The following is a 21,320-nucleotide window of genomic DNA, read 5'->3' as shown; positions in this document are numbered from 1 at the left end:
TTCGGTGAATTCAAGGCGTATGACCAGATCGACGCTGCACCGGAAGAACGCGCCCGCGGTATCACGATCTCGACGGCTCACGTTGAGTACGAAACCGCAGCTCGTCACTACGCCCACGTCGATTGCCCAGGCCACGCTGACTATGTGAAGAACATGATCACCGGCGCTGCACAGATGGACGGCGCGATCCTGGTTGTTTCGGCAGCTGACGGCCCGATGCCGCAGACCCGTGAGCACATCCTGCTTGCTCGTCAGGTTGGCGTTCCGGCAATCGTCGTGTTCCTGAACAAGTGCGATCAGGTTGACGACGCAGAACTGCTCGAACTGGTTGAACTGGAAGTTCGCGAACTTCTCTCGAAGTACGACTTCCCGGGCGACGAAGTTCCGATCGTCAAGGGTTCGGCACTGGCAGCTCTCGAAGATTCCTCGAAGGAACTCGGCGAAGACGCCATTCGCAACCTGATGGACGCAGTCGACAGCTACATTCCGACCCCGGAACGTCCGATCGACCAGCCGTTCCTGATGCCGATCGAAGACGTGTTCTCGATCTCGGGTCGCGGTACGGTTGTGACGGGTCGCGTTGAGCGCGGTATCGTCAAGGTTGGCGAAGAAGTTGAAATCGTCGGCATCAAGGCGACCGGCAAGACGACGGTTACCGGCGTTGAAATGTTCCGCAAGCTGCTCGATCAGGGCCAGGCTGGCGACAACATCGGCGCACTGGTTCGTGGTATCGGCCGTGAAGACGTTGAACGCGGTCAGGTTCTCTGCAAGCCGGGTTCGGTTAAGCCGCACACCAAGTTCAAGGCAGAAGCTTACATTCTGACCAAGGACGAAGGTGGCCGTCATACGCCGTTCTTCACCAACTACCGCCCGCAGTTCTACTTCCGTACGACTGACGTGACCGGTGTTGTGACCCTGCCGGAAGGCACGGAAATGGTTATGCCAGGCGACAACGTCACCGTTGACGTTACGCTGATCGTCCCGATCGCCATGGAAGAGAAGCTCCGCTTCGCTATCCGTGAAGGTGGCCGCACCGTCGGTGCAGGCATCGTCGCTTCGATCATCGAGTAAAGAATTATCATTTGATCGGCGGTTCGCCGCCGGTCATTATGGCGCCCAGCGTCATATAGGGGTATAGCTCAGTTGGTAGAGCGACGGTCTCCAAAACCGTAGGTCGCGGGTTCGAGCCCTGCTGCCCCTGCCATTTTTGAAACGGGTGTATGCGGCTTGACTGCATGCGCCCGTTTTCTATATAAAGGAAAGTCAGGCGGCGTTTTACGCTGCCTTAACTTTTTCGACATTGCTCATATTGAGCGCTTTTTTTAGCGGTCTATGGCATTGTCGGAGAACGATAATTTCCTGCCGGTTTGTTGGCCGGGCAGGGAAGGCCGCAGTCACACGATTGAATGGTGTGACAGAGCGGTGTGTGCAAGGGTCGGGTTTCCGACAAGCCTGTATGGTATTCTTTTAACCTTTGGGCTTGTGTTTTGTGGGAATCGATTCTATGTAACGTCAACAGACACGCGGTGCGTGGGGCTGATAATTCAGCTTTGCGCGCCGTATACGCGTGGGTTCCGGCTTCTGATTCGCTGATTGAAACGATTAGCTGCTCAAAGTTTGGAGGTCGCGCTCGATCAATGACAGAGCGGCAGATGGCATCCAAAACGAATCCGATCACCTTTCTTCAGCAGGTCCGCGCCGAAACGGCGAAGGTAACCTGGCCGACCCGGCGTGAAACGATTATCTCCACCATTATGGTGGTGATTATGGCGTTTCTGGCTGCTGCGTTCTTTTTCCTTGCCGACCAGCTTATGGCCTATGGCGTAGAATTTATTCTCGGCCTTGGTCGATAAGTCAGGATTGGGGAGTTTTTAGATGACGGCGCGCTGGTACATCGTTCACGCCTATTCAAATTTCGAAAAGAAGGTGGCTGAGGACATCGAAGCCAAGGCTGCACAGAAGGGTCTGTCCAATCTGATTGAACAGATCGTTGTGCCGACCGAAAAGATCGTTGAAGTGCGCCGCGGCCGCAAGGTTGATGCTGAGCGCAAGTTCTTTCCGGGTTACGTGCTCGTGCATGCCACGCTGACCGATGCCGTCTTTTCGCTGATCAAGAATACGCCGCGCGTCACCGGTTTCCTCGGTGACTCCAAGCCGGTTCCGGTTTCCCAGAAGGAAGTCGATCAGATTCTGAACCAGGTTCAGGATGGTGTTGATCGTCCGAAGACCTCGGTCTCCTTCGAAATCGGTGAGCAGGTTCGCGTTTCCGACGGTCCGTTCGCATCGTTCAACGGCATCGTTCAGGAAGTCGACGAAGAGCGCGCGCGTCTCAAGGTCGAGGTTTCCATCTTCGGGCGCGCGACGCCTGTGGATCTGGAATACGGTCAGGTCGATAAGCTCTGATCGTTTGCCCGAAAGGGCATTTCACTCCGGAGCGAGATCCTGAATTGAGCCTGAGGGCATAAGCGGGATCAATAATCCAACCGGAGTGGAAGTGGTGGAAGGGAAGGCGACTTAGCCGGTCGTCGATCTCCGCACCACCGAACTGCCCGTCAGTCTGACATTTGTCTGATTGGCGTCAGTCGAAAGCCGGGTTTCCCGGCGTCAATCGAGAAGCCGGTTTTCCGGCATTGTAAAAAAGGCAGAAAGTAATGGCTAAGAAAATTGCAGGCCAGCTCAAGCTGCAGGTAGCAGCCGGTGCGGCCAACCCTTCGCCTCCAATCGGCCCGGCTCTGGGTCAGCGCGGCATCAACATCATGGAATTCTGCAAGGCGTTCAACGCTGCCTCGCAGGAAATGGAAAAGGGTTCGCCGATTCCAGTCGTGATCACCTATTACCAGGACAAGTCTTTCACTTTTGTGATGAAGACGCCTCCGGTGACCTACTTCCTCAAGAAGGCCGCTAACCTCAAGTCCGGTTCGAAGACCCCGGGCAAGGCAAGCGCCGGCACGATCTCCCGCGACAAGGTTCGCACGATCGCTGAAGCGAAGATGAAAGATCTGAACGCCGCTGACATTGAAGCAGCAATGCGCATGATCGAAGGTTCTGCCCGTTCGATGGGCCTGGAAGTGGTGGGCTGAGACGATGGCGAAGATTTCCAAGCGCATTAACAAGATCCGCGAAGGCGTTGATCGTAACAAGCTGTACGATCTGTCGGCTGCTATCGGCCTCGTCAAGGAACGTGCAATCGCCAAGTTCGATGAAACCATCGAAATCGCGATGAACCTCGGTGTTGACCCGCGTCACGCTGACCAGATGGTTCGCGGCGTTGTCAACCTGCCGAACGGCACCGGCCGTACGGTTCGCGTTGCTGTTTTCGCACGTGGCGACAAGGCTGAAGAAGCCAAGAAGGCTGGCGCCGACATCGTCGGTGCGGAAGAACTGTTCGAAATCGTCAATGGCGGCAAGATCGAGTTCGATCGCTGCATTGCAACCCCGGACATGATGCCGCTCGTCGGTCGTCTCGGTAAGGTTCTCGGCCCGCGTGGCATGATGCCGAACCCGAAGGTTGGCACCGTCACCACCGACGTTGCTGCTGCTGTTGCTGCTTCCAAGGGCGGTGCAGTAGAATTCCGCGTCGAGAAGGCTGGTATCATCCATGCCGGTATCGGCAAGGTTTCGTTCGACTCGCAGAAGCTCGAAGAAAACATCAAGGCTTTCGCTGACGCCGTCATCAAGGCAAAGCCGTCGGCTGCCAAGGGCGAATACGTCAAGCGCGTTTCGCTTTCCTCGACCATGGGCGTTGGCGTCAAGGTCGATCCGGCAACCGTCAAGGTCGTCGCTTAATCTATCTGGGCTCCGGTTCGCCGGAGCCTATGCCTTTCTCTTTAAGGGGAGGGCGCATCGGCGGCACGCCGGCATCGCGAAAGCGGTCGAAGTGCAAGAATTCCGGATCGTATGATCCGGATAGCCGGACGAAAGTCCGGTTATCCTGTCCGAGATTGCAGGCGGTTGATCATCTTCGGGTGATTTTCCTTAAAACATAGCCTGCATGAGACGTGGAATAACCCTGTTTCGCGTGTGAACGCATGCAAGGTTTGAACCGTAGTTGCCTTTGAGTGATGCCTGGTTTCCAGGATAGCTGAAGGGGACAGGATCCTCGAACGTCGGGCTGACTGTGAAGTTCGTCCGGCAAAGGCAACCCGGCAGGGCCATGTGGTCCTGTCTACTGGAGAGAGACAGTGGATAGAGCGGAAAAACGCGAATTTGTCTCGTGGCTGAACGGCGCTTTTAAAGAGTCCGGTTCGGTCGTCGTGGCCCACTATACCGGTCTCACCGTTGCGCAGATGAGCGATCTTCGCTCGAAGATGCGTGATGCAGGTGGGTCCGTTAAAGTCGCGAAAAACCGCCTTGCCAAGATCGCTCTTCAGGGCACGGAATCGGAAGGCATTTCTGATCTGTTTACAGGTCAGACGGTTGTTGCTTATGCAAACGACCCGATTGCTGCTCCGAAAGTAGCCGTCGAATTCGCCAAGGCTAACGACAAGCTCGTTATCCTCGGCGGTGCAATGGGTGCAACGACGCTTAACGCCGATGGCGTCAAGTCGCTTGCTTCGCTCCCATCGCTCGACGAACTGCGCGCAAAGCTGGTTGGAATGATCCAGACCCCGGCTCAGCGTCTCGCAGTACTTACCAGCGCACCAGCGGGCCAGATCGCTCGCGTTATTGGCGCGCACGCCCGGAAGAACGAGGCGGCGTAAGGCCGTTTTTCGCTGTCAATTGTTCAAACCTTGAAACTAAGGAAATACCAAAATGGCTGATCTCGCAAAGATCGTTGACGACCTGTCGGCACTGACCGTTCTCGAAGCTGCTGAGCTTTCGAAGCTTCTCGAAGAGAAGTGGGGCGTTTCGGCTGCTGCTCCTGTAGCAGTTGCTGCTGCTGGTGGCGCTGCTCCGGCCGCTGCTGCTGAAGAAAAGACCGAATTCGACGTCGTTCTCGTCGATGGCGGCGCTAACAAGATCAACGTGATCAAGGAAGTGCGCGCAATCACCGGTCTCGGCCTCAAGGAAGCCAAGGACCTCGTCGAAGGCGCTCCTAAGGCTGTCAAGGAAGCCGCTTCGAAGGACGAAGCTGAGAAGATCAAGGCACAGCTCGAAGCTGCTGGCGCCAAGGTCGAACTCAAGTAAGTTCGGACTATTCTGGCGGATGGTTTTCCATCCGCCAGTTCCGCCCGTAAGACGGTGGATCGACTAAGTGGAAACCCTTTTTCTGAACGCCAGAGCGGCTTTCAGGAAATGGGTTTTAGCCCATTAGAGCGCCACGCGTCGTTTACGACGCGTAAAGGTCGCTCTAATAGCTAGCATCCATGCATCGTGCTTTCCAAAAATCGACTTCGATTTTTGGGCCGATGCAGAGAGCACCCTGCGCACGAATCAGTGCGAAAGTTGCTTTGATACGACGAGATTGCGCATGGTCCGTTTCAGGTCTCATCAACTTGAAAAACCATACGCTCGAAGGACCGCCGCAAGGCGGCGCATGATAAAGGCCGCAAGGCGTGAGCAAGCCGCAAGGCTATAGAACGAGGAGCGACGATGGCTCAGACCCATTCATTCAATGGTCGCAAGCGCGTACGCAAATTTTTCGGCAAGATCCCAGAGGTCGCCGAGATGCCGAACCTTATCGAGGTTCAGAAGGCATCTTACGACCAGTTCCTAATGGTTGAAGAACCATCCGGCGGGCGTCCTGACGAGGGTTTGCAGGCGGTTTTCAAGTCTGTTTTCCCTATCCAGGATTTCTCCGGCGCTTCCATGCTCGAATTCGTCCGTTACGAATTCGATCCACCGAAGTTCGACGTTGACGAATGCCGTCAGCGCGACCTGACCTATTCCGCGCCGCTCAAGGTGACGCTGCGTCTTATCGTATTTGATATTGACGAAGATACCGGCGCGAAGTCCATCAAGGACATCAAGGAGCAGGACGTGTACATGGGCGATATGCCGCTCATGACCGATAACGGCACCTTCATCGTCAACGGCACGGAGCGCGTGATCGTTTCGCAGATGCACCGTTCGCCGGGCGTCTTCTTCGATCACGACAAGGGCAAAACCCATTCTTCGGGCAAGCTCCTGTTCGCTGCTCGCGTCATTCCTTACCGCGGTTCCTGGCTCGACATTGAGTTCGATTCCAAGGACATCGTCTATGCGCGTATCGACCGTCGCCGCAAGCTGCCGGCAACGACGCTGCTCATGGCGCTCGGCATGGACGGCGAAGAAATTCTGTCGACCTTCTACAAGACCGTCACCTATTCGCGTGACGGCGACAACTGGCGCATTCCGTATTCTGCTGACCGCTTCAAGGGCATGAAGATCATTTCCGATCTCATCGACGCGGATACGGGCGAAGTTGTTCTGGAAGCCGGTAAGAAGCTCACGGCCCGTTCGGCCAAGCAGCTTGCTGAAAAGGGTCTGAAAGCCATCAAGGCTACCGAAGACGACCTGTTCGGCGCTTATCTGGCGGAAGATGTCGTCAATTACGCAACCGGCGAGATCTATCTCGAAGCCGGTGACGAAATCGACGAGAAGGTCCTCAAGACGCTGCTCGACACCGGTGAAACCGAAATCAACGTTCTGGACATCGATCATATCAACATTGGCGGTTACATCCGTAACACGCTGGCTGTCGATAAGAACGAAAGCCGTCAGGATGCGCTGTTCGACATCTATCGCGTGATGCGTCCTGGCGAACCGCCTACGATGGATTCCGCCGAAGCGATGTTCAACTCGCTGTTCTTCGATGCAGAGCGTTACGACCTTTCGGCCGTCGGTCGCGTCAAGATGAACATGCGTCTGGACCTCGACGCGGAAGACACCGTGCGCGTGCTGCGCAAGGAAGACATTTTGGCCGTGGTCAAGATGCTCGTGGAACTGCGTGATGGTCGTGGCGAAATCGACGATATCGACAATCTCGGCAATCGCCGCGTGCGTTCGGTCGGCGAACTGATGGAAAATCAGTACCGCGTCGGTCTGCTCCGCATGGAGCGCGCGATCAAGGAACGTATGTCCTCGATCGAAATCGACACGGTCATGCCGCAGGATCTCATCAACGCGAAGCCCGCAGCGGCTGCCGTTCGTGAATTCTTCGGTTCGTCGCAGCTGTCGCAGTTCATGGATCAGACCAACCCGCTTTCGGAAATCACCCACAAGCGCCGTCTTTCGGCTCTTGGACCGGGCGGTTTGACCCGTGAGCGCGCTGGCTTCGAAGTCCGCGACGTGCATCCGACCCACTATGGCCGTATCTGCCCGATTGAAACGCCGGAAGGCCCGAATATCGGTCTGATCAACTCGCTTGCAACTTTTGCCCGCGTCAACAAGTACGGCTTCATCGAAAGCCCGTACCGTAAGGTGATCGACGGCAAGGTAACGAACGACGTTGTCTATCTGTCGGCCATGGAAGAAGCCAAGCACTCGGTTGCCCAGGCAAACGTTGAGCTGGACGCACAGGGCGGTTTTGTTGACGAGTTCGTCATCTGCCGTCATGCCGGTGAAGTGATGATGGCGCCGCGTGAAAACGTGGACCTGATGGACGTTTCGCCGAAGCAGCTCGTTTCGGTTGCAGCAGCGCTCATTCCGTTCCTTGAAAACGACGACGCCAACCGCGCTCTCATGGGCTCGAACATGCAGCGTCAGGCTGTGCCGCTCGTTCGCGCTGAAGCGCCGTTCGTCGGTACGGGTATGGAACCGATTGTGGCTCGCGACTCCGGTGCAGCAATTGCGGCGCGTCGTGGCGGTATTGTCGATCAGGTCGATGCGACCCGTATCGTTATCCGCGCTACGGAAGATCTCGATCCGTCCAAGTCGGGCGTCGATATCTATCGTCTGCAGAAGTTCCAGCGTTCGAACCAGTCGACCTGTATCAACCAGCGTCCACTCGTTCGCGTCGGCGATCCGATTGGTAAGGGCGACATCATTGCTGACGGTCCGTCGACCGATCTCGGCGATCTGGCTCTCGGCCGCAACGTGCTCGTCGCGTTCATGCCGTGGAACGGCTACAACTACGAAGATTCGATCCTTCTCTCGGAAAAGATCGTTTCGGACGACGTGTTCACCTCGATCCACATCGAGGAATTCGAAGTTGCTGCCCGCGACACCAAGCTTGGACCTGAGGAAATCACCCGCGATATTCCGAACGTATCGGAAGAAGCGCTGAAGAACCTCGACGAAGCAGGTATCGTCTACATCGGTGCTGAAGTGCATCCTGGCGACATTCTTGTCGGCAAGATCACCCCGAAGGGCGAAAGCCCGATGACGCCGGAAGAAAAGCTTCTGCGCGCCATCTTCGGTGAAAAGGCGTCCGACGTTCGTGACACCTCCATGCGTATGCCGCCCGGAACCTACGGTACGGTTGTGGAAGTTCGCGTTTTCAATCGCCACGGCGTTGAAAAGGACGAACGCGCCATGGCTATCGAGCGCGAGGAAATCGAGCGTCTCGCCAAGGACCGTGACGACGAACAGGCTATCCTGGACCGCAACGTCTATGGCCGTCTCGCCGACATGATCGATGGCAAGGTTGCCGCTGCCGGCCCGAAGGGCTTCAAGAAGGGCACGACGATCAGCCGCGAACTCATGACCGAGTATCCGCGTTCGCAGTGGTGGCAGTTTGCCGTTGAAGACGAAAAGCTTCAGGGTGAATTGGAAGCTCTGCGTGGCCAGTACGACGAATCCAAGAAGCTGCTCGAAGCACGCTTCATGGACAAGGTCGAAAAGGTACAGCGCGGCGACGAGATGCCTCCAGGCGTCATGAAGATGGTCAAGGTCTTTGTCGCTGTGAAGCGCAAGATCCAGCCAGGCGACAAGATGGCTGGCCGTCACGGTAACAAGGGTGTGGTTTCGCGCATTCTGCCGGTCGAGGACATGCCGTTCCTCGAAGACGGTACGCATGCCGACATCGTGTTGAACCCGCTTGGCGTTCCGAGCCGTATGAATGTGGGCCAGATTCTGGAAACCCACCTCGGCTGGGCATGCGCTGGCATGGGCAAGAAGATCGGTGAGCTTCTCGACGTTTACCGCAAGACGGCCAATATTGAGCCGCTGCGCGATACGCTGGAGCACATCTATCCGGACAACGACCGCAATGAGCCGATCCGGTCTTATGACGACGATTCCGTTGTCATGCTGGCCAATCAGGTGAAGCGCGGCGTGTCCATCGCAACGCCGGTCTTCGACGGTGCCGTCGAAGCCGACATCAATGCGATGCTGACGGATGCCGGTCTTGCGACCTCGGGTCAGTCGACGCTGTATGATGGACGTACGGGTGAGCCGTTCGACCGTCAGGTGACCATGGGCTACATCTACATGTTGAAGCTCCACCACCTGGTCGACGACAAGATCCACGCCCGTTCGATCGGACCTTACTCGCTCGTTACGCAGCAGCCTCTGGGCGGCAAGGCCCAGTTCGGTGGTCAGCGCTTCGGCGAAATGGAGGTCTGGGCACTGGAAGCATACGGTGCAGCTTACACGCTGCAGGAAATGCTTACGGTCAAGTCGGACGACGTGGCAGGCCGTACCAAGGTCTACGAAGCCATCGTGCGCGGAGACGACACTTTCGAAGCGGGCATTCCAGAGAGCTTCAACGTTCTCGTCAAGGAAATGCGCTCGCTCGGCCTCAATGTCGAACTCGACGACACGCGCGATGCTGAACAGCCGGCCCTGCCGGACGCTGCAGAGTAAAAAATCGAGGCGCGCCATGGTCTTGCCGTGGCGCGCCCGTATACTCGTTTCCAGTGAAGGCGGATTTATTTGCCGCAAGAGGGAACGAGACCTACGGCAAGCCAGTTCAAAACTGAGTAGTACCGCGATTTCTTTTCCGGATGGCAGGGATTTTCAGCCTGTCATCGACGACACACAGGGCGGCGGATCGCCCTTAAGGAGAACGGCATGAACCAAGAGGTCATGAATCTTTTCAATCCTCAGGCTCCGGCGCAAACGTTCGATTCCATCAGAATCTCGATCGCCAGCCCTGAGAAGATTCTGTCCTGGTCATACGGCGAGATCAAGAAGCCGGAGACTATCAACTACCGCACGTTCAAGCCAGAACGCGATGGTCTCTTCTGCGCGCGCATCTTCGGCCCGATCAAGGACTATGAATGCTTGTGCGGTAAGTACAAGCGTATGAAATACAAAGGCATCATCTGCGAAAAGTGCGGTGTGGAAGTCACGCTCTCGCGCGTTCGTCGCGAGCGTATGGGCCATATCGAACTCGCAGCTCCGGTTGCTCACATCTGGTTTTTGAAGTCGCTGCCGAGCCGTATCGGCACGCTGCTGGACATGACGCTCAAGGATATCGAGCGCGTCCTGTATTTCGAAAACTACATCGTGACCGAACCGGGCCTGACCTCACTGAAGGAGCATCAGCTTCTTTCGGAAGAGGAATATATGATCGCCGTCGATGAATTCGGCGAAGATCAGTTTACGGCTCTTATTGGTGCAGAAGCTATCTACGAGCTTTTGGCTTCGATGGAACTCGAAAAGATTGCCGCCGATCTGCGCGTCGATCTGGCCGAGACCACCTCGGACCTGAAGCAGAAGAAGCTGATGAAGCGTCTGAAGATCGTCGAAAACTTCCTGGAGTCGGGAAACCGCCCGGAATGGATGATCATGAAGATCGTTCCGGTCATTCCGCCGGATCTGCGTCCGCTCGTGCCGCTGGACGGCGGTCGTTTCGCGACCTCGGATCTGAATGATCTGTATCGCCGCGTCATCAACCGTAACAACCGTCTGAAGCGTCTGATCGAACTGCGCGCACCGGGCATCATCATCCGTAACGAAAAGCGCATGCTGCAGGAAGCTGTGGACGCGCTGTTCGACAACGGCCGTCGTGGCCGCGTGATCACCGGCGCCAACAAGCGTCCGCTGAAGTCGCTGTCCGACATGCTCAAGGGCAAGCAGGGCCGCTTCCGTCAGAACCTGCTCGGCAAGCGCGTCGACTATTCTGGCCGTTCGGTTATCGTGACCGGTCCGGAACTGAAGCTGCACCAGTGCGGTCTGCCGAAGAAGATGGCGCTCGAACTGTTCAAGCCGTTCATCTACGCTCGCCTTGACGCCAAGGGCTATTCGTCCACCGTCAAGCAGGCGAAGAAGCTGGTTGAAAAAGAACGTCCGGAAGTCTGGGATATCCTTGACGAAGTGATCCGCGAGCATCCGGTTCTTCTGAACCGCGCTCCGACGCTGCACCGTCTTGGCATCCAGGCCTTCGAACCCACTCTGATCGAAGGCAAGGCAATTCAGCTGCATCCGCTCGTTTGTACGGCATTCAACGCCGACTTCGACGGTGACCAGATGGCTGTTCACGTCCCGCTGTCGCTTGAAGCCCAGCTTGAAGCGCGCGTGCTGATGATGTCGACCAACAACATCCTGCACCCGGCAAACGGCGCGCCGATCATCGTTCCTTCGCAGGACATGGTTCTTGGCCTCTATTATCTGTCCATCGTGGCAGACAAGGAGCCGGGCGAGGGCATGATGTTTGCCGATATGGGCGAACTTCAGCACGCGCTGGAAACCAAGACCGTCACGCTGCATACCAAGATCAAGGGCCGTTTCAAGACGGTCGATGCCGAAGGCAAGCCTGTGTCGAAGATTTACGACACGACGCCTGGCCGCATGATCACGGGTGAACTGCTGCCGAAGAACGCCATGGTGCCGTTCGACATCTGCAATCAGGAGATGACCAAGAAGAACATCTCCAAGATGATCGATCACGTCTACCGCCATTGCGGTCAGAAAGAGACGGTTATCTTCTGCGATCGCATCATGCAGCTCGGCTTTGCCCATGCCTGCCGTGCGGGTATCTCGTTTGGTAAGGATGACATGGTCATTCCGGACACCAAGGCGAAGATCGTTGCGGACACCGAAGCGCTTACGACCGAATACGAACAGCAGTACAATGACGGCCTGATCACTCAGGGCGAAAAGTACAACAAGGTCGTCGACGCCTGGGGTAAGGCAACCGACAAGATCACCGAAGAGATGATGGCGCGCCTCAAGGCCGTCGAATTCGATCCGGTGACCGGTCGCCAGAAGCAGATGAACTCGGTCTACATGATGTCGCATTCGGGTGCCCGTGGTTCGGTCAACCAGATGCGTCAGCTTGGCGGTATGCGCGGCCTGATGGCCAAGCCGTCGGGTGAAATCATCGAAACGCCGATCATCTCGAACTTCAAGGAAGGCCTGACCGTTAACGAGTACTTCAACTCGACCCACGGTGCCCGTAAGGGTCTGGCAGACACCGCCTTGAAGACCGCTAACTCGGGCTACCTGACCCGTCGTCTCGTTGACGTTGCACAGGATGCGATCATTTCGGAAGTCGATTGCGGCGCCGAAATCGGTCTCACCATGCAGCCGATCGTCGATGCCGGTCAGATCGTGGCTTCGATTGGTCAGCGCGTTCTGGGCCGTACGGCTCTGGATCCGATCCTGCATCCGACCACCGGCGAAGTCATCGTCGAAGCCGGCCGCATGATCGAGGAAAAGGACGTCGAGATCATCGAGAAGGCGGCGATCCAGTCGATCCGCATTCGTTCGGCACTGACCTGCGAAACCCGCAACGGCGTTTGCGCCAAGTGCTATGGTCGCGACCTCGCACGCGGTACTCCGGTCAACCAGGGTGAAGCTGTCGGCGTTATCGCTGCTCAGTCGATCGGTGAGCCGGGCACCCAGCTCACAATGCGTACCTTCCACTTGGGCGGCACGGCACAGGTTGTCGACTCGTCCTATCTGGAAGCTTCGTATGAAGGTACCGTCAAGCTGCGTAACCGCAATGTGGTTCGCAACTCCGATGGCAACCTCGTGGTGATGGGCCGTAACATGGCTGTCCTGATCCTCGACAACACGGGCAAGGAACGTGCGGTCCATCGTGTGACCTACGGTTCGCGTCTGTTCGTTGACGAGGCCGACACGGTCAAGCGCGGTCAGCGTATTGCCGAGTGGGATCCGTACACCCGTCCGATCATGACCGAAGTTGAAGGCTACGTTGAGTTCGAAGATCTCGTCGATGGTCTCTCGGTTTCGGAATCGGCTGACGAGTCGACCGGTATCACCAAGCGCGTCGTTATCGACTGGCGTTCGACCCCTCGCGGTTCGGATCTCAAGCCTGCCATGGTCATCAAGGACAAGGCTGGCAAGATCCTCAAGCTGTCGAAGGGTGGCGATGCCCGCTTCATGCTCTCGGTTGAATCGATCCTTTCGGTCGAGCCGGGCAGCCATGTAAAGGCTGGTGACGTTATCGCCCGTCTTCCGATGGAAAGCGCCAAGACCAAGGACATCACCGGTGGTCTGCCGCGCGTTGCCGAACTGTTCGAAGCACGTCGTCCGAAGGACCATGCCGTCATCGCAGAGATCGATGGTACCGTTCGTTTCGGTCGCGACTACAAGAACAAGCGTCGCATCATCATCGAGCCGAACGACGAAACGGTCGAGCCGGTCGAGTACCTCATTCCGAAGGGCAAGCCGTTCCATCTTCAGGACGGCGACGTCATCGAAAAGGGTGAGTACATCCTCGACGGCAACCCGGCACCGCATGACATTCTGGCCATCAAGGGCGTCGAAGCTCTGGCTTCGTACCTCGTGAACGAAATCCAGGAAGTCTATCGTTTGCAGGGCGTTTTGATCAACGACAAGCACATCGAAGTGATTGTCCGTCAGATGCTGCAGAAGGTCGAGATCACCGATTCCGGCGATACCGGTTACATCACCGGCGATCACGTGGATCGTATCGAACTCGACGAGATCAACGAACGTCTGGTCGAAGAAGGCAAGAAGCCGGGTTCCGGCAATCCTGTCCTCCTCGGTATCACCAAGGCTTCGTTGCAGACTCCGTCGTTCATCTCGGCTGCGTCGTTCCAGGAAACGACCCGCGTGCTTACCGAAGCTGCGGTCGCCGGCAAGATGGACACGCTGCAGGGTCTCAAGGAAAACGTCATCGTCGGCCGTCTCATCCCGGCTGGTACTGGCGGCATGACCAACCAGATCCGTCGCATCGCGACGGCTCGCGACGAACTGATCATCGACGAGCGCCGCAAGTCTTCCGGTTCTTTGGAAGCCAATGCGATGCTGGTGGACATGACCAACAACGCTGCCGAGTAATCGGTAGATACGAAACTGAAAAAGGCCGCCCTTCGAGGCGGCCTTTTTGTTTGTCTTTGGTTGGTGGGGCAGGCGGTTGCAAAAACAAAAGAAAAAGGCGCATCCGATTTCCGGAATGCGCCTCATTCTTCTAAGCGATGATAGGCTAAAGCTTACTCTTCTTCTTCGTCGTCGCCGTCGAATTCGATCAGCGCGACTTCGCCGCTCAGAGCGGTTGCCCATGCACTTTTGTGCGGCTCTTCGGCAGGCTCTTCGGTGAGGGTGCCCATCTCGAGAAGTTCAGCTTCATGATAACCTTCTTCGGCGAGAATGCCTAGAACGGTCTGAACCAGATCTTCGTCTTCGTCAGCCTTCATGAGCAGATGGACTTCGACGGGGGATTCTTCACCTTCGTTCCAGACGTCTGCGATGACCAGGTGGACAGTTGGCGAATCGTCGCCGGTGGATGCGGTAGTGGAAGACATTGAGAATCTCTTAATATTGGGTTGCGTTTCGACTCGGATGTGTTTCAATAACGGCTCCGGGGCGTCAACGCTATGCGCCTAAGTGAAAATGACGGTTTTGATCGCGAAATAAGTGCGATTTCACGCTGATCACAGCGCAATAACCTGTCCGGCTAAGGCCGAAACGCCGGTTTCCTGCCCATTGGCTAAGAAACTTGGCTCTGCTCCCTTGACGAAACGTCGCGAAAGACGTATCAGCAGCCCATCTGAGCCGATGTGAGACTGGCTTGTTCGGGACGACGCGTCCTGAAGTTCGTCTCAAACAGGGTTCGTTTTACGATCGAAATGCAACTTGCCGTTCGCATGAAGCGTCAGCTTCCTCTGCTTTTGTTCGGGGTGGTCACCGGTTGTCGTGACTTGTCCCGAATTTGTGCATCAGCATGGCGGTGAAACGGCCCGTATGGGCGTGGATACGAGATTTTTTATAGAGGAAGGTTGTATGCCAACCGTAAACCAGCTTATCCGCAAGCCGCGCATTGCGCCGGTAAAGCGCAATAAGGTTCCTGCACTGCAGGCAAACCCTCAGAAGCGCGGCGTTTGCACCCGCGTGTACACGACGACCCCGAAGAAGCCGAACTCGGCTCTCCGTAAGGTTGCTAAGGTTCGTCTGACGAACGGCTTCGAAGTTATCGGTTATATCCCTGGTGAAGGGCATAACCTGCAGGAGCACTCGGTCGTCATGATCCGCGGCGGTCGCGTAAAGGACTTGCCGGGTGTGCGTTACCACATCATCCGCGGCGTTCTCGATACCCAGGGTGTCAAGAACCGCAAGCAGCGCCGTTCGAAGTACGGTGCAAAGCGTCCGAAATAAGATTTTCCGGGGATACCGGCTGCCGTAAGGTGAGCTGAGCCCGATGTAATTGAAAGAAAAGACGAAATGTCTAGACGTCATAAAGCTGAGAAGCGTGAGATCAATCCGGATCCAAAGTTCGGCGATCTCGTTATCACGAAGTTCATGAATGCAGTCATGCTGCATGGCAAGAAGTCGGTTGCTGAAAGCATCGTTTACGGTGCGCTCGATTCAATCGAAGCCAAGGCAAAGTCCGAGCCGGTCGCGCTGTTCCATCAGGCGCTCGACAACGTAGCTCCGCACATCGAAGTCCGTTCGCGCCGCGTTGGTGGTGCAACCTATCAGGTTCCGGTTGATGTGCGTCCAGAACGCCGCCAGGCACTTGCCATCCGTTGGCTCATCAATGCAGCTCGTGGCCGTAACGAGACGACAATGATCGATCGTCTTTCCGGTGAGCTGCTTGACGCTGCTAACAACCGTGGTTCTGCTGTGAAGAAGCGTGAAGACACGCACCGCATGGCTGAAGCCAACCGCGCCTTCTCGCATTACCGCTGGTAATCGTCGAAACCTATTCAAAGAGCGACTATCATGGCCCGCGAATACAAAATCGAAGACTACCGCAATTTCGGTATCATGGCTCACATCGACGCCGGTAAGACGACGATGACCGAGCGCATCCTGTTCTACACCGGTAAGAACCATAAAATCGGCGAAACCCACGATGGTGCGTCGACCATGGACTGGATGGAGCAGGAACAGGAACGCGGTATCACCATCACTTCCGCTGCCACGACCACGTTCTGGCAGGGTCAGGATGGCAAGAAGCGCCGCTTCAACATCATCGACACTCCGGGCCACGTCGACTTCACGATTGAAGTCGAGCGTTCGCTCCGTGTTCTCGACGGCGCAATCGCGCTGCTCGACGCCAACGCTGGCGTTGAGCCTCAGACGGAAACCGTGTGGCGTCAGGCTGAAAAGTACCACGTCCCGCGTATGGTCTTCGTCAACAAGATGGACAAGATCGGTGCTGATTTCTTCCGTTGCGTAGAAATGGTTGGCTCGCGTCTTGGCGCTATTGCACTTCCGGTTCAGCTGCCGATCGGCGCTGAAAACGAATTCACTGGCGTTATCGATCTGATCGAAATGAAGGCCCTGACCTGGGACGGCTCCATCGGCGCTGCCGCCGAAGTTGGCGAAATCCCTGCAGACCTCAAGGACCAGGCTGAAGAATACCGCGAAAAGCTCATCGAGCTGGCCGTGGAAATCGACGAAGCTGCAATGGAAGCTTACCTCGAAGGCACCATGCCGACGAACGAACAGCTCCGTGCACTGATCCGCCGTGGCACCATCGACGTTAAGTTCCATCCGGTACTTTGCGGTACGGCGTTCAAGAACCGTGGCATTCAGCCGCTTCTCGACGCAGTTGTGGAATTCCTGCCGGCTCCGACCGATGTTCCTGCAATTAAGGGCATCGACGTCAAGACCGAAACGGAAACCACCCGTGAATCTTCGGATGAAGCACCGCTTTCGATGCTCGCATTCAAGATCATGAACGATCCGTTCGTTGGTTCGCTGACCTTCGCTCGTATTTACTCGGGCAAGCTGACCAAGGGCATCTCGCTCGAAAACACCGTCAAGGGCAAGCGTGAGCGCATCGGCCGTATGCTGCAGATGCACTCGAACAGCCGTGAAGACATCGAAGAAGCCTTCGCAGGCGACATCGTTGCTCTGGCTGGCCTCAAGGAAACCACCACTGGCGATACGCTCTGCGATCCGCTGAAGCCGGTTATCCTTGAACGCATGGAATTCCCGGATCCGGTTATCGAAATCGCGATCGAGCCGAAGACCAAGGCCGACCAGGAAAAGATGGGCATCGCGCTCAATCGTCTGGCTGCTGAAGATCCTTCGTTCCGCGTCAAGTCGGATGAAGAATCCGGTCAGACCATCATCGCCGGCATGGGCGAACTTCACCTCGACATTCTCGTCGATCGCATGAAGCGCGAATTCAAGGTTGAAGCTAACGTCGGTGCTCCGCAGGTTGCTTACCGTGAATCGATCACCCGTCAGGCTGAAATCGATTACACCCACAAGAAGCAGTCGGGTGGTTCGGGTCAGTTCGCTCGCGTGAAGATCATCTTCGAACCGCATGATGGCGACGATTTCATCTTCGAATCGAAGATCGTCGGCGGCTCGGTTCCGAAGGAATACATTCCGGGTGTCCAGAAGGGTATCGAAAGCGTCATGGGTGCGGGTCCGCTCGCCGGCTTCCCGATGCTCGGCGTGAAGGCCACCCTGATCGACGGCGCATATCATGACGTTGACTCGTCTGTTCTCGCCTTCGAAATCGCGTCCCGTGCAGCGTTCCGTGAAGGTGCGCAGAAGGCTGGCGCCCAGCTCCTCGAGCCGATCATGAAGGTCGAGGTTGTTACGCCGGAAGATTACGTTGGTGACGTTATCGGCGATCTGAACTCGCGTCGCGGTCAGATTTCCGGCACCGAAGCCCGCGGCATCGCCACGGTCGTCAATGCAAACGTTCCGCTCGCCAACATGTTTGGCTACGTGAACTCGCTGCGTTCGATGTCCCAGGGCCGTGCACAGTACACGATGCAGTTCGACCATTATGAGCCGGTTCCGACGGCGGTCGCACAGGAAATCCAAAAGAAGTTTGCGTAACCGTCTAGGTTACGCTCCCAATCAAAAGAATGCCTGAGCAGGCTAAATTTACGGAGAGCTCAAATGGCAAAGAGTAAGTTTGAACGTACGAAGCCCCACGTTAACATCGGCACCATCGGTCACGTTGACCATGGCAAGACCTCGCTGACTGCGGCAATCACGAAGTTTTTCGGTGAATTCAAGGCGTATGACCAGATCGACGCTGCACCGGAAGAACGCGCCCGCGGTATCACGATCTCGACGGCTCACGTTGAGTACGAAACCGCAGCTCGTCACTACGCCCACGTCGATTGCCCAGGCCACGCTGACTATGTGAAGAACATGATCACCGGCGCTGCACAGATGGACGGCGCGATCCTGGTTGTTTCGGCTGCTGACGGCCCGATGCCGCAGACCCGTGAGCACATCCTGCTCGCTCGTCAGGTTGGCGTTCCGGCAATCGTTGTGTTCCTGAACAAGTGCGATCAGGTTGACGACGCAGAACTGCTCGAACTGGTTGAACTGGAAGTTCGCGAACTTCTCTCGAAGTACGACTTCCCGGGCGACGAAGTTCCGATCGTCAAGGGTTCGGCTCTGGCAGCTCTCGAAGATTCCTCGAAGGAACTCGGCGAAGACGCCATTCGCAACCTGATGGACGCAGTCGACAGCTACATTCCGACCCCGGAACGTCCGATCGACCAGCCGTTCCTGATGCCGATCGAAGACGTGTTCTCGATCTCGGGTCGCGGTACGGTTGTGACGGGTCGCGTTGAGCGCGGTATCGTCAAGGTTGGCGAAGAAGTTGAAATCGTCGGCATCAAGGCCACCGGCAAGACAACGGTTACCGGCGTTGAAATGTTCCGCAAGCTGCTCGATCAGGGCCAGGCTGGCGACAACATCGGCGCACTGGTTCGTGGTATCGGCCGTGAAGACGTTGAGCGCGGTCAGGTTCTCTGCAAGCCGGGTTCGGTTAAGCCGCACACCAAGTTCAAGGCAGAAGCTTACATTCTGACCAAGGACGAAGGTGGCCGTCATACGCCGTTCTTCACCAACTACCGCCCGCAGTTCTACTTCCGTACGACTGACGTGACCGGTGTTGTGACCCTGCCGGAAGGCACGGAAATGGTTATGCCAGGCGACAACGTCACCGTTGACGTCACGCTGATCGTCCCGATCGCCATGGAAGAGAAGCTCCGCTTCGCTATCCGTGAAGGTGGCCGCACCGTCGGTGCAGGCATCGTCGCTTCGATCATCGAGTAATTAAGGTTTGTGCAGGAGCGTCTCTCCGGAGACGCTCCGCGTAACAAGGAACAGATGAAATGAACGGTCAAAACATCCGCATTCGCCTTAAGGCGTTTGATCATCGGATCCTTGACGCTTCGACGCGGGAAATCGTGTCGACTGCCAAGCGTACCGGTGCAAATGTGCGCGGACCGATCCCGCTTCCTACGCGGATCGAAAAGTTCACAGTTAACCGGTCGCCGCACATCGACAAGAAGAGCCGCGAGCAGTTCGAGATGCGCACGCACAAGCGTCTTCTCGATATCGTTGACCCGACCCCGCAGACTGTTGACGCGCTGATGAAGCTCGATCTGTCCGCCGGTGTCGATGTCGAGATCAAGCTTTAATCGGCTTGAGGACGGAAGGAACGAACCCGATGCGTTCAGGTGTTATTGCACAGAAGCTGGGCATGACCCGCGTCTATAACGACGCCGGCGAGCATGTGCCGGTGACGGTTCTCCGCATGGAGAATTGCCACGTGGTAGCTCAGCGTACAGTTGAAAAGAATGGTTACACGGCTGTTCAGCTTGGCGTTGGTATCGCCAAGGTAAAGAACACGTCCAAGGCTATGCGCGGTCATTTCGCGAAGGCCGAGGTCGAGCCCAAGGCGAAGCTTGCGGAATTCCGCGTTTCTCCGGACAACCTCCTCGAAGTCGGCGCGGAAATCACCGCCGAACACTTCGTCGCCGGCCAGAAGGTCGACGTGACGGGTACTTCGATCGGTAAAGGTTTTGCCGGTGTTATGAAGCGTCACAATTTTGCTGGTCATCGTGCCTCCCACGGTAACTCCGTTACCCACCGCGCTCACGGCTCGACCGGTCAGCGTCAGGACCCGGGTAAGGTGTTCAAGGGCAAGAAGATGGCTGGTCATATGGGCCAGACCCGCGTGACCACGCAGAATATTGAAGTTGTCTCGACGGACACTGATCGTGGCCTCATTCTGGTCCGCGGCGCGGTTCCGGGCTCCAAGGGCGCCTGGATCATCGTCCGCGACGCAGTCAAGGTCTCGCTGCCAGAAAGCGCGCCGAAGCCGGCCGCTCTGCGTGCAGGTGCCGCCAAGGCTGAAGTCGCCGCGACTGAGGGAGCCGAATAATGGATCTCACGATTACAACTCTTGAAGGCAAGGATGCCGGCAAGGTCAAGCTGAACGAAGATATCTTCGGCCTCGACCCGCGTGACGACATTCTTCAGCGCGTTGTGCGCTGGCAGCTGGCTCGCCGCCAGCAGGGCTCCCATCAGGCTCAGGGCCGTGGCGACGTAAGCCGCACCGGCGCGAAGATGTACAAGCAGAAGGGTACGGGTCGCGCTCGTCACCATTCGGCTCGCGCTCCGCAGTTCCGCGGTGGTGGTCAGGCTCACGGACCAGTTGTCCGTAGTCATGAACACGACCTGCCGAAGAAGGTTCGCGCTCTTGGCCTGCGTCATGCTCTTTCCGCCAAGGCAAAGGCATCCGACCTGATCATCATCGATGATCTGGCGGCTACCGAAGCCAAGACGAAGCAGCTTGTTTCTCAGTTCGCCAAGCTCGGTCTGGAAAATGCACTCCTCATCGGTGGTGCAGAGATCGACGTGAACTTCCAGCGTGCGGCTTCGAACATCCCGAACATCGACGTTCTGCCAGTGCAGGGCATCAATGTTTACGACATTCTTCGCCGTGGCAAGCTCGTGCTTTCCAAGGCGGCTGTCGAAGCCCTCGAGGAGCGTTTCAAATGACTGATCTTCGCCATTACGACGTGATCGTCAGCCCGGTTATCACCGAGAAGTCTACTCTGGTTTCTGAACACAACCAGGTCGTCTTCAACGTAGCCCGCAAGGCAACGAAGCCGGAAATCAAGGCTGCAGTCGAAGCGCTGTTCGGCGTCAAGGTTACCGCAGTCAACACTGCAGTGCGCAAAGGTAAGGTCAAGCGGTTCCGCGGCATTATCGGGCGCCAGAGCGACGTCAAGAAAGCGATCGTTACTTTGGCCGAAGGCCAGAGCATCGACGTTTCGACCGGTCTCTGAGAGGCCATGGAGTAA

18 protein-coding genes and 1 tRNA gene are annotated in these 21,320 nt (G+C 56.7%); 18 read left to right on the top strand and 1 reads right to left on the bottom strand.

From position 1 onward, the window contains the following. The 10 genes from tuf (FGI60_RS21195) to rpoC form a co-directional block, all read left to right on the top strand. On the top strand, positions 1-1,071 hold a 1,071-nt coding region (tuf, locus tag FGI60_RS21195; protein WP_138786860.1), incomplete at its 5' end, for an elongation factor Tu. Positions 1,072-1,128: 57 nt separating this feature from the next. Further along, positions 1,129-1,204: transfer RNA gene (locus FGI60_RS21190), tRNA-Trp, on the top strand. A 448-nt stretch (positions 1,205-1,652) separates the two neighbouring features. Next, positions 1,653-1,853, top strand: coding sequence for a preprotein translocase subunit SecE (secE, locus tag FGI60_RS21185; protein ID WP_078341276.1), 201 nt, complete (start codon positions 1,653-1,655; stop codon positions 1,851-1,853). Between the two features lie 22 nt (positions 1,854-1,875). Beyond that, positions 1,876-2,403, top strand: coding sequence for a transcription termination/antitermination protein NusG (gene nusG / locus FGI60_RS21180; RefSeq protein ID WP_078341275.1), 528 nt, complete (start codon positions 1,876-1,878; stop codon positions 2,401-2,403). A 248-nt stretch (positions 2,404-2,651) separates the two neighbouring features. Then, positions 2,652-3,080, top strand: coding sequence for a 50S ribosomal protein L11 (gene rplK / locus FGI60_RS21175; RefSeq protein WP_010659903.1), 429 nt, complete (start codon positions 2,652-2,654; stop codon positions 3,078-3,080). Between the two features lie 4 nt (positions 3,081-3,084). Then, positions 3,085-3,786, top strand: a complete 702-nt coding sequence (rplA, locus tag FGI60_RS21170; protein WP_078341274.1) for a 50S ribosomal protein L1 — start codon at positions 3,085-3,087, stop codon at positions 3,784-3,786. Positions 3,787-4,181: 395 nt separating this feature from the next. After that, positions 4,182-4,700, top strand: a complete 519-nt coding sequence (gene rplJ / locus FGI60_RS21165) for a 50S ribosomal protein L10 (RefSeq protein WP_010659905.1) — start codon at positions 4,182-4,184, stop codon at positions 4,698-4,700. Between the two features lie 52 nt (positions 4,701-4,752). After that, entirely contained in the window at positions 4,753-5,127 is a 375-nt protein-coding gene (rplL, locus tag FGI60_RS21160; protein ID WP_061346151.1) for a 50S ribosomal protein L7/L12, read from the top strand. A gap of 405 nt (positions 5,128-5,532) precedes the next feature. Beyond that, a complete protein-coding gene (rpoB, locus tag FGI60_RS21155; protein ID WP_138786859.1) occupies positions 5,533-9,666 on the top strand; it encodes a DNA-directed RNA polymerase subunit beta in 4,134 nt (1,377 codons plus the stop codon). 207 nt (positions 9,667-9,873) lie between these two features. Then, positions 9,874-14,076 (top strand): DNA-directed RNA polymerase subunit beta', encoded by a 4,203-nt coding sequence (gene rpoC, locus FGI60_RS21145; protein WP_138786858.1) that lies wholly within the window; start codon positions 9,874-9,876, stop codon positions 14,074-14,076. Positions 14,077-14,228: 152 nt separating this feature from the next. Here rpoC and FGI60_RS21140 read toward each other — a convergent pair whose 3' ends face one another. Then, positions 14,229-14,540 carry a hypothetical protein gene (locus tag FGI60_RS21140; RefSeq protein WP_138786857.1) on the bottom strand — a complete coding sequence of 104 codons (312 nt, stop codon included), beginning with the start codon at positions 14,538-14,540 and terminating at the stop codon, positions 14,229-14,231. A gap of 478 nt (positions 14,541-15,018) precedes the next feature. Between FGI60_RS21140 and rpsL the strand changes: the two genes are divergently transcribed. The 8 genes from rpsL (at position 15,019) to FGI60_RS21100 (ending at position 21,305) form a co-directional block, all read left to right on the top strand. After that, positions 15,019-15,390 carry a 30S ribosomal protein S12 gene (gene rpsL, locus FGI60_RS21135; protein WP_006471111.1) on the top strand — a complete coding sequence of 124 codons (372 nt, stop codon included), beginning with the start codon at positions 15,019-15,021 and terminating at the stop codon, positions 15,388-15,390. 66 nt (positions 15,391-15,456) lie between these two features. After that, the gene (gene rpsG, locus FGI60_RS21130) at positions 15,457-15,927 is read left to right on the top strand and encodes a 30S ribosomal protein S7 (protein ID WP_109369231.1); all 471 of its coding nucleotides are present in this window, start codon (positions 15,457-15,459) and stop codon (positions 15,925-15,927) included. A gap of 30 nt (positions 15,928-15,957) precedes the next feature. Next, positions 15,958-18,042: an elongation factor G gene (gene fusA / locus FGI60_RS21125; RefSeq protein ID WP_078341268.1), complete on the top strand. Its 2,085-nt coding sequence runs from the start codon at positions 15,958-15,960 to the stop codon at positions 18,040-18,042. 63 nt (positions 18,043-18,105) lie between these two features. Further along, positions 18,106-19,281: an elongation factor Tu gene (tuf, locus tag FGI60_RS21120; RefSeq protein WP_138786856.1), complete on the top strand. Its 1,176-nt coding sequence runs from the start codon at positions 18,106-18,108 to the stop codon at positions 19,279-19,281. Positions 19,282-19,340: 59 nt separating this feature from the next. Beyond that, positions 19,341-19,649, top strand: coding sequence for a 30S ribosomal protein S10 (rpsJ, locus tag FGI60_RS21115; RefSeq protein WP_002964363.1), 309 nt, complete (start codon positions 19,341-19,343; stop codon positions 19,647-19,649). A gap of 29 nt (positions 19,650-19,678) precedes the next feature. Beyond that, the gene (gene rplC, locus FGI60_RS21110) at positions 19,679-20,395 is read left to right on the top strand and encodes a 50S ribosomal protein L3 (protein ID WP_078340771.1); all 717 of its coding nucleotides are present in this window, start codon (positions 19,679-19,681) and stop codon (positions 20,393-20,395) included. Then, on the top strand, positions 20,395-21,015 hold the full coding sequence (gene rplD / locus FGI60_RS21105; RefSeq protein ID WP_138786855.1) for a 50S ribosomal protein L4: 621 nt from the start codon (positions 20,395-20,397) through the stop codon (positions 21,013-21,015). Before rplC ends, rplD begins: the two co-directional genes overlap by 1 nt. Then, positions 21,012-21,305 (top strand): 50S ribosomal protein L23, encoded by a 294-nt coding sequence (locus tag FGI60_RS21100; RefSeq protein WP_078340773.1) that lies wholly within the window; start codon positions 21,012-21,014, stop codon positions 21,303-21,305. Before rplD ends, FGI60_RS21100 begins: the two co-directional genes overlap by 4 nt. The last annotated feature ends 15 nt before the right edge of the window (positions 21,306-21,320 follow it).

Origin of the sequence: Brucella haematophila (assembly GCF_005938105.1) — a bacterium.
GTDB classification, from domain to species: Bacteria; Pseudomonadota; Alphaproteobacteria; order Rhizobiales; family Rhizobiaceae; genus Brucella; species Brucella haematophila.
The sequence above is the reverse complement of the archived record's forward strand: the minus strand, read 5'-3'. Positions and strand labels throughout refer to the sequence as shown.

What these genes read in the sequence shown, in the direction of transcription:
- rpoB (WP_138786859.1), top strand. Translation starts at nt 5,533, where the DNA reads ATGGCTCAGACCCATTCATTCAATGGTCGCAAGCGCGTACGCAAATTT.
- rplL (WP_061346151.1), top strand. Translation starts at nt 4,753, where the DNA reads ATGGCTGATCTCGCAAAGATCGTTGACGACCTGTCGGCACTGACCGTT.
- rplD (WP_138786855.1), top strand. Translation starts at nt 20,395, where the DNA reads ATGGATCTCACGATTACAACTCTTGAAGGCAAGGATGCCGGCAAGGTC.
- rpsL (WP_006471111.1), top strand. Translation starts at nt 15,019, where the DNA reads ATGCCAACCGTAAACCAGCTTATCCGCAAGCCGCGCATTGCGCCGGTA.
- FGI60_RS21140 (WP_138786857.1), bottom strand. Translation starts at nt 14,540, where the DNA reads ATGTCTTCCACTACCGCATCCACCGGCGACGATTCGCCAACTGTCCAC.
- nusG (WP_078341275.1), top strand. Translation starts at nt 1,876, where the DNA reads ATGACGGCGCGCTGGTACATCGTTCACGCCTATTCAAATTTCGAAAAG.
- rpoC (WP_138786858.1), top strand. Translation starts at nt 9,874, where the DNA reads ATGAACCAAGAGGTCATGAATCTTTTCAATCCTCAGGCTCCGGCGCAA.
- rplK (WP_010659903.1), top strand. Translation starts at nt 2,652, where the DNA reads ATGGCTAAGAAAATTGCAGGCCAGCTCAAGCTGCAGGTAGCAGCCGGT.
- FGI60_RS21100 (WP_078340773.1), top strand. Translation starts at nt 21,012, where the DNA reads ATGACTGATCTTCGCCATTACGACGTGATCGTCAGCCCGGTTATCACC.
- rplA (WP_078341274.1), top strand. Translation starts at nt 3,085, where the DNA reads ATGGCGAAGATTTCCAAGCGCATTAACAAGATCCGCGAAGGCGTTGAT.
- tuf (WP_138786856.1), top strand. Translation starts at nt 18,106, where the DNA reads ATGGCAAAGAGTAAGTTTGAACGTACGAAGCCCCACGTTAACATCGGC.
- secE (WP_078341276.1), top strand. Translation starts at nt 1,653, where the DNA reads ATGGCATCCAAAACGAATCCGATCACCTTTCTTCAGCAGGTCCGCGCC.
- fusA (WP_078341268.1), top strand. Translation starts at nt 15,958, where the DNA reads ATGGCCCGCGAATACAAAATCGAAGACTACCGCAATTTCGGTATCATG.
- rpsG (WP_109369231.1), top strand. Translation starts at nt 15,457, where the DNA reads ATGTCTAGACGTCATAAAGCTGAGAAGCGTGAGATCAATCCGGATCCA.
- rpsJ (WP_002964363.1), top strand. Translation starts at nt 19,341, where the DNA reads ATGAACGGTCAAAACATCCGCATTCGCCTTAAGGCGTTTGATCATCGG.
- rplC (WP_078340771.1), top strand. Translation starts at nt 19,679, where the DNA reads ATGCGTTCAGGTGTTATTGCACAGAAGCTGGGCATGACCCGCGTCTAT.